Source organism: Bradyrhizobium sp. USDA 4474 (genome assembly GCF_054057515.1).
Genome location: NZ_JBSRZJ010000002.1, coordinates 779,639 through 794,185 on the forward strand (window position 1 = coordinate 779,639; position 14,547 = coordinate 794,185).

The window sequence follows — 14,547 nt, forward strand, 5'->3', positions numbered from 1 at the left end:
TCACCCCTTGGCGTTAGCCGCATCAAGGGCGCGCCGCGTCAGTACGCCGATGAGATGCGCACGATATTCGGCGCTGCCGTGGATGTCGCTGTTGAGCCCTTCCGCCGGCACCTCGATGCCTTCGATAGCCTTTGAGGCGAACCGCTTCTTCAGCGCCTCCTCGAACGCCTCGACGCGGAACACGCCGTCCGAGCCGGCCCCGGTGACGGCGACGCGCACGTCCGAGGGACGCCGCGCCACGAACACGCCGACCAGCGCGTAACGCGAAGCCTGGTTGCGGAACTTGACGTAGGCGGCCTTCTTCGGCAGCGGGAACATTACCTTGGTGATGATCTCGTCGGCTTCGAGCGCGGTCGAGAACAGGCCCTGGAAAAACTCTTCGGCCTTGAGGCGACGCTTGTTGGTGACGATGGTGGCGCCGAGCGCGAGCACGGCGGCCGGATAATCCGCGGTCGGGTCGTTGTTGGCGAGCGAGCCGCCGATCGTGCCCTTGTGGCGCACCGCGGGATCGCCGATCTGGCTGGCGAGACTGGCCAGCGCCGGAATGGCCTCGCCGACGATGGCTGATGTCGCGACCTCGGCATGCTTGGCGGTCGCGCCGATCACCAGCGAACGGCCCTTCATCTCGATCGTGTCGAGCCCCTCGATATGGGAGAGGTCGACCAGATGCGGCGGGCTTGCGAGGCGCTGCTTCATGACCGGAATCAGCGTGTGGCCGCCGGCGATGACCTTTGCGTCTTCGTTCTTGACCAGAAGATTGGCGGCCTGCCGGACGGTGCCGGGGCGGTGGTATTTGAATTCGTACATCTGGATGTCCTGATCGCGGAGGGCGCGCGGTTACGCGAGATCGGATTTCGCCATTGCCTTCGCGCCGGCGGCGATCGAGGCGACGATGTTCTGGTAGCCGGTGCAGCGGCAGAGATTGCCTTCAAGTTCTTCCCGGATCGTATGGTCGTCGAGCTCGTGGCCCTTGCGATGCACGATATCGATCGCGGTCATGATCATGCCGGGCGTGCAGAAGCCGCACTGCAGGCCATGGTGCTCACGGAAGGCCTCCTGCATCGGATGCAGCGGCGCGCCATCGGCCGCCAGTCCCTCGATGGTCTTGACCTCGTGGCCGTCGGCCATCACGGCCAGCGTGGTGCAGGATTTCACGGCCTTGCCGTCGAGATGCACGACGCAGGCGCCGCACTGCGAGGTGTCGCAGCCGACATGCGTACCGGTCAGCCGCAGATTCTCGCGCAGGAACTGCACCAGAAGCGTACGCGGGTCGACATTGCCGTTGACAGGATTGCCGTTCACGATGAGGGAGATTTTTGCCATAAGCACTCTCTATCAGCGCCCCGACGGGTCCCGTCGAAGCGGTTCTTTCTTATAATTATTCCAACCCATCATATGGGCCATTATGGCCGGGGGCAACATCGCCCCGGGCGCACGGTGCCATGACGAAAGTGGGGGCGTTCAGCCCTGTACCGCCTTGGCGAAATTCGCGAAAAACTCGTCGGCCAGCTTCTTGGCAGTGCCGTTGATCAGGCGCTGGCCGAGCTGCGCAAGCTTGCCGCCGATCTGCGCCTCGACCTCGTAGGAGAGCAGCGTGCCGCCATCCTTCTCGGCGAGCTTCACGGCCGCGCCGCCCTTGGCGAAGCCGGCCACGCCGCCCTCGCCCTCGCCCGAGATCTTGTAGCCGTTCGGCGGATCGAGATCGGAGAGCGTCACCTTGCCCCTGAAGCGCGCCGAGACCGGGCCGACCTTCATTTTCGCCGTGGCGCGAAAGCCGCCGTCGTCGGTCTTCTCCAGCTCCTCGCAGCCGGGGATGCAGGCCTTCAGCACCGCGGGGTCGTTGAGCTTTTCCCACACAGCCTCGCGCGGCGCCGCAAGCTGGACTTCGCCGTTCATCGTCATGGCCATGGGCGCCTCCCGGGGATCGCATCAGAACAAGATTGCTCAAGTAACGCAGGGAGGCCGCAAAGGAAAGAGCGGCACCCGCTCACTTGCAATGCATATTCGCACCTGCAAAAAGCCTTGTACGCTCACTCAGGGATTGGCACAGCCGGGTCATGGTGGTTAGGTCCCGCGCAACATGAGTACACCCCTCTCTCCCCTGCTTGCGCCGATGCTGTCGAGCGCCGCCATGCGCGCCGTCTGCGACGACCGCGCCACCCTGCAAAACATGCTCGATTTCGAGGCAGCCCTGGCCCGGGCCGAGGCTGCGGCGGGTGTGATTCCGGAAGCCGCGGTGGGCCCGATCCAAACCGCCTGCAGGGCCGACAGCCTCGACATCGGCGCCCTGGCCGAGGCCGCGACCCGGTCAGGCAATCTCGCCATCCCCCTGGTCAAGATGCTGACCGCCCATGTTGCAAAGACGGACGCCGAGGCTGCGCGCTACGTGCATTGGGGCGCAACGAGCCAGGACGTTATCGACACCGCGACCATGCTGACCTTGCGCGCAGCAATCGATGCGCTCGACCCCGACCTCAGCCGGGCCATCAAGGGGTTTGCCGCGCTGGCTCGCACCCATCGCAACAGCGCGATGGTGGCGCGGACCTGGCTCCAGCATGCGCTGCCGATGCCGTTCGGGTTGAAGGCAGCTGGATATGCCGCAAGCCTCGCCCGCGCCCGCTGCCGCCTGCGGCGGCTGCGCCGTGAGGGCCTCGCCCTGCAATTCGGCGGTGCCGCCGGCACGCTCGCCGCCCTCGGCGACAAGGGGCTGGCGGTGGCCGAACGGCTGGCGCAGGAGCTGAACCTGGCCCTGCCCGAAGCGCCCTGGCACACCCATCGCGACCGCATCGCGGAGGCAGCTTCGGCGTTTGCGATTCTCGCGGGCAGCTGCGGCAAGATCGCGCGCGACGTCTCGCTGATGATGCAGACCGATGTCGGCGAAGCCTTCGAGCCCGCCGGCGAAGGCCGCGGCGGCTCCTCGACGATGCCGCACAAGCGTAACCCTGTCGCAGCCGCAAGCGCGCTCGGCTGCGCAACCATGGCGCCACAGCTCGCTGCGACGATCTTTGCAGCCCAGGTGCAGGACCACGAGCGCAGCGCCGGCCCCTGGCACGCGGAATGGCCAACGCTGCCGCAATTGATGCTGGTCACATCAGGCGCGCTTGCCGCCATCGTCGACATCGCCGAAGGGCTCGACGTCGATGCCGCGCGCATGCGCAGCAATCTCGATGCGACGCATGGGTTGATCATGGCGGAGGCCGTCACGTTTGCGCTCGCCGACAAGATCGGCAAGAGCGATGCGCATCACCTGATCGAGGCCGCGAGCAAGCGAGCGGTTGCCGAGAAGAGGCATCTGCGCGAGGTGCTCTCGGCCGATTCGCAGGTCACCGCGCATCTGACGCCTGAGAAAATTGCGGCATTGTTCGAGCCAATGGCCTATCAAGGAGCCTCGCAGGCTCTGATTGATCGCCTGCTCGACGGCCTTGAGCGCGAATAGAACGGAGACGCCACGATGCCCATGATCGATGCCGACGGTTGCCTGCTCAACGTCTCCGTCGAGGGCCGCGATGGCGGGCCGACCCTGATGCTTTCCAACTCGCTCGGCTGCACGCTGCAGATGTGGGAGCCGCAGATGAAGGCGCTGACGCAGGTGTTCCGCGTCATCCGCTATGACCGGCGCGGCCATGGCAAGTCCAGCGTACCGCCCCCGCCCTATACGATGGAGCGCTTCGGCCGCGACGTGCTGGCAATCCTCGACGATCTCAACATCGAGAAGGTGCACTGGTGCGGCCTGTCGATGGGCGGCATGGTCGGGCAATGGCTGGGCGCCAACGCACCCGAGCGGTTCGGCAAGCTCATCCTCGCCAACACCTCCTGCTACTATGCCGAGCCGACCAAATGGCTGGAGCGCATCGACGCCGTGAAGAAGGGCGGCCTCGCGGCGGTCGCCGACGGCGTGATCGCCGGCTGGCTCACCCAGGATTTCCGTGAGCGCGAGCCCGACATCACCGCCAGGATGAAGGCGATGCTGCTGTCCACGCCGGTCGAAGGCTATCTCGCCTGTTGCGAGGCACTGTCGACGCTCGACCAGCGCGCGATGCTGCCTGAGATCAAGAGCCCGACGCTGGTGATCGCCGGCCGCCACGACATGGCGACGCCGATCTCGGCCGGCGAATTGATCCGCTCGAACATTCCCGGCGCCAGCATGACCATCATCGACGCCGCCCACATTTCCAATGTCGAGCAGCCGCATGCGTTCACCGACGCGGTGGTGGGATTCTTGACGCAACGCTGACCAAGACCATCATTGCGAGCGAAGCGAAGCACCAGAATCTTTCCGCAGAGACAGTCTGGATTGCTTCGCTCCGCTCGCAATGACGAAGGAGGAAACAATCATGGACGACCAGAAGCGCCGCGATGCCGGCATGACCGTACGCCGCAAGGTGCTGGGCGATGCCTGGGTCGACAAATCGATCGCCAACCGCAATGCCTTCAACACCGACTTCCAGGACATGATCACCCGCTACGCCTGGGGAGAGATCTGGACGCGACCGCATTTCGACGAGCGCACGCGCCGGGTGCTCGTGATCGGCACCATGGTCGCGCTCGGACAATGGGATGAATTCCGCCTGCATGTGCGCGCGGCACTCGCCGAAGGTGGCTTCAGCCCCGACGACATCAAGGAAATTCTGTTGCAGCAGGCGATCTATTGCGGTGTTCCGGCGGCGAACCACGCCGTCAAGGAGGCCTCAGCTGTTGTGCAGGAGCTCGGCTTGCTCGAGAGCTAGCGGCGCGGCCTTCGCGACGTCGACGGTCTTCGGCGCCGGCGCGGGCCGCTCGATCACCAGCACGACCGCGGCACCCAGCAGCAGCAGTAGCTCGGTTGCATGCAGCCGGAGCGCGGCCATCTCGCCCACCTTCGATGCCATCACCATGCTCGCAAACGAGATCAGGCTCCCGATCGCAAGCGCGATGCCGAGCGCCTCGTCGCTGCTCCCGCTCCTGCGGGTGCGGGGAATGGCGAGCAGCGCAAGATAGATCGCGAAGAACGCCACGACGGTCAGTCGCCCGAGCGCCAGCAGCCAGGCGGCGCGCACGGTGCTCATGCCCGACATCTGAAGCTCGTCGCTGAGGAACAGCGCCACGGCAACGCTCGGCCGCTCGTAGAGGCCGTGCACCGGCGCCACGACAATGTTGAAGGCGACCATGGTCCAGGCCGGAATGAAATAGGCCGCCAGCAGCGCGCCGTTGATCGAGCCGATCCGCCAATTCCTGAACATGCCGCTTCCCGTTTCGTCACTGCCCTCGGACGGAAGGCTTTGCCGGGAGCTAACGCGCATCGGAGTGTAGCGGCAATTTAAACCCTTTGTTTACCTTAACTGGCCCGTTTCCCCAAAGAAAAGGGGCCCTGCCTTCCGGCGGGCCCCCTTCCTGCTACTCCCTCGACCTTCAATCCAATCTGTTGTCCTGCTGACCACCCTGCTGCCGGCCCGGCTTGTTGTCGCCCTGGCGCATCGGGTCCTGCTGCTGCTGTCCGGGTTTCTGGCCTCCGCCCTGCTGCTGCCCTGGTTGCTGACTTGGGCGCTGCTGACCAGGGCTCTGGTTCTGCTGGCCCGGATTCTGGTTCTGCTGCTTCGTCATTGGGGGAAACTCCCTTGTTGGACGTCACTCGGGATAACGGCCTGGGGCTGATTTGGTTGCCCTGCAGAGCCGGTTCCTCGTTGCGGGAACCAGATTTTGGCACCCGGCGCCGAAATGACTCTGTACAAGCCCTCAATGCCGAGGCCGGGCAGTTGCAGGCACCAGTTCCCTCCTGTTACAAAACGGGAAGAACGCTCGAGGGGCTGCCGGGGCCCGAGAAGAAGCGTAAGCACTCTCTCGAAGGCTTCCCTTTCAGTCGCGTCAGGTTGGTAACGGCAGCGCATGGATTATTTCGCCCAGCAGCTCATCAACGGCCTCGTGCTTGGTTCCATCTACGGCCTGATCGCGATCGGCTACACGATGGTCTACGGCATAGTCGGCATGATCAATTTCGCCCATGGCGACATCTTCATGATCGGCGGCTTCATCGCACTCATCACCTTCCTGATCCTGATCTCGCTCGGGTTGACCGCGATCCCGGTGATCCTTCTCGTGGTGCTGCTGGTCTCGATGGCAATTACCGCACTCTATGGCTGGACCATCGAGCGCATCGCGTATCGGCCGCTACGCCACTCCTTCCGCCTTGCGCCGATGCTGTCCGCGATCGGCATGTCGTTCGTGCTGACCAACTACTCGCAGGTTGCGCAAGGGGCGCGGGTCAAGCCGATCCCGCCCTTCATCAAAGGCGGCTACACACTGCATGAGAGCGCCAACGGCTTCGTCATCCAGCTGTCGAACATCCAGATCATGGTGGTCCTCACCACCATCGTGCTGCTGGCCATCTTCACCTGGCTGGTTTCGCGCACGAGGCTCGGGCGCGACATGCGTGCCTGCGAGCAGGACCAGACCATGGCGGCGCTGCTTGGTGTTGACGTCGACCGCACCATCTCCATGACCTTCGTGATCGGGGCCGCGCTCGCCGCGGTCGCCGGCCTGATGTACCTGCTTTATTACGGCCTGGTCGATTTCTTCATGGGCTTCGTCGCCGGCATCAAGGCCTTTACCGCCGCCGTGCTCGGCGGAATCGGTTCGCTACCCGGCGCCATGCTCGGCGGTCTCGCGATCGGCCTGATCGAGACGTTCTGGTCGGCCTATTTCTCGGTCGAGTACAAGGACGTCGCCGCATTCTCGATCCTGATCGTCGTGCTGATCTTCATGCCGACCGGCCTGCTCGGCCGTCCCGAAGTCGAAAAAGTCTGACGGACCGCCCGCGTGACAGCCAGCTCGCACGAGACCACCAACACACGTCGCACCGCCGGCATCCCGTTCCTCCTGAAGACCGCGTTCATCAACGCGGTGATTGCGCTGGTGCTGTTCTCGCTGATGGTCGGTATCCGCACCGAGGCGGGCTCCGACGGCCAGCTCACCTATTGGACGCGCTTCGGCGACCTCGCTTCGCTCGTCGCCGCGGTGTTCGGCGGCTCGATCGTGATCGAGCTGCTGCGGCAATGGATCGGCCCGACCGGCGCCGAGAAGCTCGTGCCCGCTTCGGTGCAGAACGGCGTCTCCTTCATCGGCCGCTACCTTGCGCCCGCGCTCCTGATCTTCACGCTGCTGGTGCCTGTCATCTTTTATAACCAGCGCTACATCCTCGACCTCGCGATCCTCGTGCTCACCTATGTGATGCTGGGCTGGGGCCTCAACGTCGTGGTCGGGCTCGCCGGCCTGCTCGATCTCGGCTACGTCGCCTTCTACGCAGTCGGCGCCTATTCCTACGGGCTGCTCGCCACCAATTTCGGCTGGTCGTTCTGGGTCTGCCTGCCGCTCGCCGGCATCCTTGCCGCGTTCTGGGGCGTGCTGCTCGGTTTCCCCGTGCTGCGCCTGCGCGGCGACTATCTCGCAATCGTGACGCTCGCCTTCGGCGAGATCATCCGCCTCGTCATCATCAACTGGCAGGATCTCACCGGCGGGCCCAACGGCGTCTCGGGCATTCCCCGTCCCTCCTTCTTCGGCATTCCGCTCGACAACAGCGACGACGGGCTGGCTGCCAAACTCGGCATCGAATATTCGCCGACCCATCGCATCGTCTTCCTGTTCTACCTGATCCTGGCGCTGGCGCTTTTGACCAACTGGGTGACGATCCGCCTGCGCCGCCTGCCGATCGGACGCGCCTGGGAAGCGTTGCGCGAGGATGAGGTCGCCTGCCGCGCGCTCGGCATCAACACGACGACGACGAAGCTCACGGCGTTCGCGACCGGCGCCATGTTCGGCGGCTTTGCGGGCGCGTTCTTCGCGACGCGCCAGGGCTTCATCAGCCCGGAATCCTTTACCTTCCAGGAATCGGCGCTGGTGCTCGCCATCGTCGTGCTCGGCGGCATGGGCTCGCAGCTCGGCGTCGCGCTGGCGGCGCTCGCCATGATCGGCGGCTTCGAGCTGTTCCGCAGCCTCGAGACCTACCGCATGCTGGTGTTCGGCATCGCCATGGTGCTGATCATGATCTGGCGGCCGCGCGGCCTGATCGGCCATCGCGCGCCGACCGTGTATCTGACCAAGGCGCAAACGATCTCCTCCGACCTGGTCAAGGAGGGGCACGGATGAGCGAGGATACAATTCTCAGTGTCGACCGGCTCACCATGCGTTTCGGCGGCATCGTCGCCGTGCAGGACCTGTCGTTTGCGGCCGAACGCAAGAAGATCACCGCGCTGATCGGACCGAACGGCGCCGGCAAGACCACCGTCTTCAACTGCATTACCGGCTTCTACAAGCCGACCGGCGGCGCCATCCGCCTCTCCCATGATGATGGCCGGCAAATCGCGCTGGAGCGGCTCAACGATTTCCGAATCGCCAAGCTCGCCAAGGTCGCCCGCACCTTCCAGAACATCCGGCTGTTTCCCGGCATGACGGCGCTGGAGAACCTGATGGTGGCGCAGCATAACGCATTGATGCGCGCGTCGGGCTTTACGTTTCTCGGCCTGATCGGCGTGCCCACCTACCGCGATGCCGAAAAACGGGCGATCGCGCTCGCCACCGACTGGCTCAGGCGCATCAATCTGCTCGATCGCGCCGACGACGCCGCCGGCAATCTCGCCTATGGCGACCAGCGCCGGCTCGAGATCGCGCGCGCGATGTGCACCGAGCCCGCGCTTCTGTGCCTGGACGAGCCCGCCGCCGGCCTCAATGCACGCGAGAGCGCCGCGCTCAGCGAGCTGCTGCTCTCGATCCGCAGTGACGGTACCTCGATCCTGCTGATCGAGCACGACATGTCGGTGGTGATGGAGATCTCAGACCACATCGTGGTGATGGATCATGGTGTGAAGATCGCGCAAGGCACGCCGCGGGAGGTGCGCGACGATGCCAAGGTGATCGCGGCCTATCTCGGCACGGACGAGGAAGAGGCTGCGGCCGTAATGGAGGGCGGCACGTGACGTCCGCTCCCACCCCCCTGCTCGCGATCCGCAGCCTGCGCGCCGCCTATGGTAAGATCGAGGCGCTCAAGGGAGTCGATGTCGCGATCAATCCAGGCGAGATCGTCGCGCTGATCGGCGCCAACGGCGCCGGCAAATCGACGTTGATGATGACGATCTTCGGCAGGCCGCGTGCCCGCGCCGGGCAGATCCTGTACGAAGGCCGCGACATCACCGACGTCCCTACCCACGAGATCGCGCACTTGCGCATCGCGCAGTCGCCGGAGGGCCGCCGTATCTTCCCGCGCATGAGCGTGGCGGAGAACCTCCAGATGGGCGCGGACGCCACGGAGTGCACCGATGCGGAGCGCGAGGCGACGCTGGAGCGCGTGTTCACGTTGTTTCCGCGCCTGAAAGAGCGCTATGCGCAGCGCGGCGGCACGCTCTCGGGCGGCGAGCAGCAGATGCTGGCGATCGGCCGTGCCCTGATGAGCCGCCCGCGCCTGCTCCTGCTCGACGAGCCCTCGCTGGGCCTCGCGCCGCTGATCGCCCGACAGATCTTTGATGCCATCCGCGTCCTGAACCGGCAGGACGGCCTGACCGTCCTGATCGTCGAGCAGAACGCCAATCATGCGCTCAAGCTCGCCCACCGCGGTTACGTCATGGTCAATGGCCTGATCACGTTGGCCGGAACCGGTGCCGAGTTGCTGCAGCGCCCCGAGATTCGCGCCGCCTATCTGGAAGGTGGCCGCCACGGCTGAGGCCGCCCGCCTCCTCGTGGAGCCGGGTTCGGCGCGGCCGAATGCGCCGAAATATCTGCGCTCATGCCCGTATTTTGCCGGTGACTTCTCCCGGGATTCATTCAAGAATGGCGCCGGTTTGAACCGGGCCAACCCGGCAACTTCCACAGGCGATCACCCGCGAGGTATCTCATGAAGTCACTGAAACTCATCGGTCTGGCATTCGGCGCGTCGGTCGCGCTGTCGAGCGCGGCATTCGCGCAGGATGTCACCATCGCAGTTGCAGGTCCGATGACCGGCACTGAATCCGCCTTCGGCCGACAGATGAAGAACGGCGCCGACATGGCCGTGGCAGACATCAACGCCGCCGGCGGCGTCAACGGCAAGAAGCTCGCGCTCGATGTCGAGGACGACGCCTGCGATCCCAAGCAGGCCCGCTCGGTCGCGGAAAAGATTGCAAGCGCGAAGATTCCGTTCGTCGCCGGGCACTATTGCTCGTCGTCGTCCATCCCGGCGTCCGAAGCCTATGCCGACGGCAACGTGCTCGAGATCACGCCTGCCTCGACCAACCCGCTGTTCACCGAGCGCAAGCTCTGGAACGTGGCGCGCGTCTGCGGCCGTGACGATCAGCAGGGCCTGATCGCCGCGCAATACATTGCCAAGAACTTCAAGGGCAAGAACATCGCGATCCTCAACGACAAGACCACCTACGGCAAGGGTCTGGCGGATGAGACCAAGAAGGCGCTCAACAAGGCCGGCATCACCGAGAAGATGTACGAGTCCTACAACAAGGGCGACAAGGACTTCAACGCGATCGTCTCGCGCCTGAAGAAGGACAACATCGATCTCGTCTATGTCGGCGGTTACCACCAGGAAAGCGGCTTGATCCTGCGCCAGATGCGCGACCAGGGGCTCAAGACGATCCTGATGGCCGGCGACGCGCTCGCCGACAAGGAATACGCCTCCATCACCGGCCCCGCCGGCGAAGGCACGCTGTTCACCTTCGGTCCCGATCCGCGCGAGAAGCCGACCGCGAAGAAGATCGTCGACGCCTTCAAGGCCAAGAATATCGACCCCGAAGGCTATACGCTCTACACCTACGCGGCGATGCAGGTCTGGTCGCAGGCAGCCAAGAAGGCCGGCACCACCGACCCCAAGAAGGTCATGGAAACGATGAAGGCCGGCAAGTGGGACACCGTGATCGGCCCGATCGAGTATGATGCCAAGGGCGACATCAAGCAGCTCGACTACGTCGTCTACAAGTGGGACGCCAAGGGCGGCTACGCCCAGATCAAGGGCAACGGCACTTGAGACAGGACTGCTGACCTTTTAACTCCACCAGCGTCAACGCCCCGGCTCGCCGGGGCGTTTTGTTTCGGCACGCCGTCAGACGGCTGCGAAAAGCTCGTCGCCCGCCGCTTCCTGCGCCTTCCGGAGCGCCTGCAGCAGGTCGTTCGGCCGAAACGGCTTTTGCAGGCATATCACGCCGTCGAGGCCGGGTGCCTCGCCCATGAAATCCAGCGCCGTCATCCCGGATATCGCCACGATCGGAAATCCGGGAATCCGTTCGCGAATAGCTGCTATGACCTCGATCCCGCTGGCATCGGTCAGGAAAATGTCGACGATCGCTGCATCGAAAACGTTCTCGCCGAACGCCTTCAGGCCCGCCGCGCCACTCTCCGCCTCGACCACGTCGTATTGGTTGACCCGAAGAACAATCGAGACCATGGCACGGACGTCCTTTTGATCATCGACAACAAGGACACGGGGCATGGGAACAACTCCCGGATTCGTATCATTAACTGGTTCAATTCAACGGCGGGGGGCGCCCGGCCAGTATGGGGTCCGTCCAGTAAAGCCAACCTTACCGACTTCCTATTCCGATTCCCTGTCCGAGTTAAGTAAGCTGTAACCCTCGGTTGAGTCGTGGGCACGTTCCCCCAGGACACGCGCCCGGAGCCGGCTACCATGGAGGCGAGAGCCGACAATCCAAGGCAGCCGGCCAACGAAGCCACGTGGACTACCCCATCGACCTAGCGAGAGGTTGACGTGCACGCAAAGAACGACCGAAGCACATTCCTTTCGACCTTGCCGGCCACGCAGCGCGATCGCGCTGGAGCATTGGCGATCGTCGGGGTTTCCGCGATCCTGTTCGCAATCGCCGTGCCCTTCGCGGGCACGCCGCTGGCCCAGGTACCGGGCTTCGTGGCGAGCTATCAATCGGCGCTCACGGTCAGCGACATCATCACGGCCGTTCTGCTGCTGTCGCAATTCTATGTGCTGCGCAGCCGCGCACTGCTGCTGCTGTCCACCGGTTATCTGTTCACCGCAGCGTCGGCGGTAACCCACGCCCTGACCTTCCCAGGGCTGTTCGCGCCGACCGGACTGCTGGGCGCCGGGTCCCAGACCACGGTCTGGCTCTACATGATCTGGCACGGCGGTTTCCCATTGCTGGTGCTGGCCTATGGCTGGCTGAAGGATGCCGACGGTGGCCCCAAGGTCGAGGGACCGACCGGGCGCTCGATCGTGGTCGCCGTCCTCGGCGTGATCGCCGCGATGATCGTCATCGCCTGGGTCGTCACGGCGCAGCACGATCTGCTGCCCGTCCTGTTGAAGGACGGTCGCTACACCACCACCATGATCGGGGTGGTATCATTCGTCTGGTCCTTGAGCTTCGCGGCGCTGATCACGTTGTGGCTCCGCAAGCCGCATACGGTGATCGACATCTGGCTGATGGTCACCATGTGCGCCTGGCTGTTCGACATCGCATTGTCGGCGATCGCCAACGTTGCGCGCTACGATCTCGGCTTCTATGCCGGCCGGCTCTACGGCCTTGGCGCTGCGAGCTTCGTGCTCGCCGTGCTCCTGATCGAGAACGTTCGCCTCCAGGCCACCACGATGGGCCTCCTCGGCCGGTTGCGCGAGCAATCGGCTTCGGAGCGCGACTACTACGACAAGCGCCTCGCACTCTACGGTGCGGTCGTCGAGTCCTCCAACGATGCCATCATCACCCAATCCCTCGACGGCATCATCACGGGCTGGAACAAGGCCGCCGAGCGCCTGCTCGGCTATTCCGCAGCGGAGGCCATCGGCCAGTCCATCGAGATGATCGTGCCGCAGGATCGCAAGGCAGAGGTCAGAAGCATTCTCAACCGCGTCAGCAACAACGAAACGATCGCCCAGCAGGAGACCGTCCGTGTGCGAAAGGACGGGCGCCCGATCGACCTCGTGCTCAATATCTCTCCCTTGAAATCAGTCAGTGGTGAGATCATCGGCGTCTCCAAGATTGCCCACGATATCACCGAGGAGAAGCAATCACGAGAAAAGCTGCGCCGCGAGATCGAGGAGCGCCAGCGCATCTTCGAGACCTCGCAGGACCTGATCCTGGTCACCGACGGATTCGGCAATTTCATCCAGGTCAGCCCGAGCGTGAAGGAGATTCTCGGCTTCACTCCGGAAGACATGATCGGGCACAGCGCGACAGAGTTCATCCACCCCGACGATCTCGAGAGGACGCGCGAGGAGATGCGCGCGGCCCGGCGCGGTCATATCAAGCGCAGCTTCGAGGCGCGCTACTATCATTACGACGGACACGAGGTCACGCTGAACTGGATGGGCACCTGGTCGGAGCCGGTGAAGCGCCATTTCTTCATCGGCCGCGACCTCACCGACAAACAGGCGGCGGAGGCCCAGCTCCGGCAGGTCCAAAAGATGGATTCGATCGGCCATCTGACCGGCGGCGTCGCCCACGACTTCAACAACGTGCTCACCGTCATCACCGGCACGATCGGTATCCTGGCGGACGCAGTCGCCGACCGGCCGGAGCTTGCCGCCATCACCAAGCTGATCGACGATGCCGCCGAGCGCGGCGCGCAGCTGACCAAGCATCTGCTCGCCTTCGCCCGCAAGCAGCCGCTGCAGCCGCGCGAGATCGACGTCAATGCGCTGATCCTCGAGGCCACCAAGCTGCTGCACCCCACGCTCGGCGAGCAGATCACCATCATGCCGCAGCTCACCGAGGATGCCTGGCCCGCTTTGGTCGATCCGGGCCAGCTTTCCACCGCGATCCTCAATCTCGCGCTGAACGCACGCGATGCCATGCCGGACGGCGGCACCCTGGTGCTTGAAACCCGCAACATCTTCCTCGACGACGGCTATGCCAGCATGAATGTCGACGTCGTCGCCGGCAAATACGTGATGATCGCGGTCAGCGACACGGGATCGGGAATTCCGGCCGCCCTGCTCGATCGGGTGTTCGATCCTTTCTTCACCACCAAGGAGGTCGGCAAGGGCACCGGCCTCGGCCTCAGCATGGTGTTCGGCTTTGTCAAGCAGTCCGGCGGTCACATCAAGATCTACAGCGAGGAAGGCCACGGCACGAGCGTGAAGATCTATTTGCCGCGTTCCACCGGCGTGCAGGAGACCGAATACGAGGTGCTGCAGAATGTGCCCATCGCCGGCGGCAACGAGAAGATCCTGATCGTCGAGGACGACGCGCTGGTGCGGCAGTATGTCGTGACCCAGGTCAAGAGCCTCGGCTATGCCGCACTCGAAGCGGCCAACGCGGCCGAAGCCCTCGACATCATCGATGCGGACGAGGACATCGACCTGCTCTTCACCGACGTCATCATGCCCGGCAACATGAACGGCCGCCAGCTCGCCGACGAGGCGGCACGGCGGCGCCCGGAGCTGAAGACGCTGTTCACCTCGGGCTACACGGAAAACGCCATCGTCCATCACGGCCGGCTCGATTCCGGCGTGCTGCTGCTGGCGAAGCCCTACCGCAAGTCGGAACTCGCCAGGATGCTCAGGACGGCGCTGGCGAGTTGAGCCCGTCGCTGGCGTGGGCTATCGCTGAAGCCATGCTAGCCGCATGGAGTGCC

General features: G+C 64.3%; 15 protein-coding genes. 9 read left to right on the forward strand and 6 right to left on the reverse strand.

Annotation, left to right across the window (positions count from 1 at the left end):
• The 3 genes from ACVW16_RS05555 to ACVW16_RS05565 all read right to left on the reverse strand — a co-directional run bounded on the left by ACVW16_RS05555 (position 1) and on the right by ACVW16_RS05565 (position 1,908).
• Positions 1-807, reverse strand: a complete 807-nt coding sequence (locus tag ACVW16_RS05555; RefSeq protein WP_456704360.1) for an FAD binding domain-containing protein — start codon at positions 805-807, stop codon at positions 1-3.
• Between the two features lie 30 nt (positions 808-837).
• Positions 838-1,323 (reverse strand): (2Fe-2S)-binding protein, encoded by a 486-nt coding sequence (locus ACVW16_RS05560; RefSeq protein ID WP_092227994.1) that lies wholly within the window; start codon positions 1,321-1,323, stop codon positions 838-840.
• Positions 1,324-1,461: 138 nt separating this feature from the next.
• Positions 1,462-1,908 carry an SRPBCC family protein gene (locus ACVW16_RS05565; RefSeq protein WP_456704361.1) on the reverse strand — a complete coding sequence of 149 codons (447 nt, stop codon included), beginning with the start codon at positions 1,906-1,908 and terminating at the stop codon, positions 1,462-1,464.
• A gap of 172 nt (positions 1,909-2,080) precedes the next feature.
• Between ACVW16_RS05565 and ACVW16_RS05570 the strand changes: the two genes are divergently transcribed.
• The 3 genes from ACVW16_RS05570 to pcaC all read left to right on the forward strand — a co-directional run bounded on the left by ACVW16_RS05570 (position 2,081) and on the right by pcaC (position 4,727).
• A complete protein-coding gene (locus ACVW16_RS05570; protein ID WP_456735576.1) occupies positions 2,081-3,436 on the forward strand; it encodes a 3-carboxy-cis,cis-muconate cycloisomerase in 1,356 nt (451 codons plus the stop codon).
• 15 nt (positions 3,437-3,451) lie between these two features.
• Positions 3,452-4,234 carry a 3-oxoadipate enol-lactonase gene (pcaD, locus tag ACVW16_RS05575; RefSeq protein WP_456704362.1) on the forward strand — a complete coding sequence of 261 codons (783 nt, stop codon included), beginning with the start codon at positions 3,452-3,454 and terminating at the stop codon, positions 4,232-4,234.
• A gap of 100 nt (positions 4,235-4,334) precedes the next feature.
• Positions 4,335-4,727, forward strand: a complete 393-nt coding sequence (gene pcaC, locus ACVW16_RS05580; RefSeq protein ID WP_456704363.1) for a 4-carboxymuconolactone decarboxylase — start codon at positions 4,335-4,337, stop codon at positions 4,725-4,727.
• Here the strand turns inward: pcaC and ACVW16_RS05585 are convergent.
• A complete protein-coding gene (locus ACVW16_RS05585) occupies positions 4,689-5,219 on the reverse strand; it encodes a hypothetical protein (RefSeq protein WP_456735577.1) in 531 nt (176 codons plus the stop codon). The genes pcaC and ACVW16_RS05585 overlap by 39 nt on opposite strands.
• Before the next feature lie 169 nt (positions 5,220-5,388).
• Positions 5,389-5,580 carry a hypothetical protein gene (locus tag ACVW16_RS05590; protein WP_456735578.1) on the reverse strand — a complete coding sequence of 64 codons (192 nt, stop codon included), beginning with the start codon at positions 5,578-5,580 and terminating at the stop codon, positions 5,389-5,391.
• A 282-nt stretch (positions 5,581-5,862) separates the two neighbouring features.
• Here ACVW16_RS05590 and ACVW16_RS05595 point away from each other — a divergent pair, with 282 nt between their 5' ends.
• The 5 genes from ACVW16_RS05595 to ACVW16_RS05615 all read left to right on the forward strand — a co-directional run bounded on the left by ACVW16_RS05595 (position 5,863) and on the right by ACVW16_RS05615 (position 10,975).
• Positions 5,863-6,780, forward strand: a complete 918-nt coding sequence (locus ACVW16_RS05595; RefSeq protein ID WP_456704366.1) for an ABC transporter permease subunit — start codon at positions 5,863-5,865, stop codon at positions 6,778-6,780.
• 12 nt (positions 6,781-6,792) lie between these two features.
• Entirely contained in the window at positions 6,793-8,118 is a 1,326-nt protein-coding gene (gene livM, locus ACVW16_RS05600) for a high-affinity branched-chain amino acid ABC transporter permease LivM (RefSeq protein WP_456735579.1), read from the forward strand.
• Positions 8,115-8,945: an ABC transporter ATP-binding protein gene (locus tag ACVW16_RS05605; protein WP_456704368.1), complete on the forward strand. Its 831-nt coding sequence runs from the start codon at positions 8,115-8,117 to the stop codon at positions 8,943-8,945. Before livM ends, ACVW16_RS05605 begins: the two co-directional genes overlap by 4 nt.
• Entirely contained in the window at positions 8,942-9,685 is a 744-nt protein-coding gene (locus tag ACVW16_RS05610; protein ID WP_456704369.1) for an ABC transporter ATP-binding protein, read from the forward strand. The genes ACVW16_RS05605 and ACVW16_RS05610 overlap by 4 nt, the downstream gene beginning before the upstream one ends.
• A 171-nt stretch (positions 9,686-9,856) precedes the next feature.
• Positions 9,857-10,975, forward strand: coding sequence for a branched-chain amino acid ABC transporter substrate-binding protein (locus tag ACVW16_RS05615; RefSeq protein ID WP_092228003.1), 1,119 nt, complete (start codon positions 9,857-9,859; stop codon positions 10,973-10,975).
• 75 nt (positions 10,976-11,050) lie between these two features.
• Here the strand turns inward: ACVW16_RS05615 and ACVW16_RS05620 are convergent, their stop codons facing one another.
• Positions 11,051-11,437 (reverse strand): response regulator, encoded by a 387-nt coding sequence (locus tag ACVW16_RS05620; protein ID WP_456735580.1) that lies wholly within the window; start codon positions 11,435-11,437, stop codon positions 11,051-11,053.
• A gap of 276 nt (positions 11,438-11,713) precedes the next feature.
• Here ACVW16_RS05620 and ACVW16_RS05625 point away from each other — a divergent pair, with 276 nt between their 5' ends.
• The gene (locus ACVW16_RS05625; RefSeq protein WP_456735581.1) at positions 11,714-14,494 is read left to right on the forward strand and encodes a PAS domain S-box protein; all 2,781 of its coding nucleotides are present in this window, start codon (positions 11,714-11,716) and stop codon (positions 14,492-14,494) included.
• Positions 14,495-14,547: the final 53 nt, after the last annotated feature.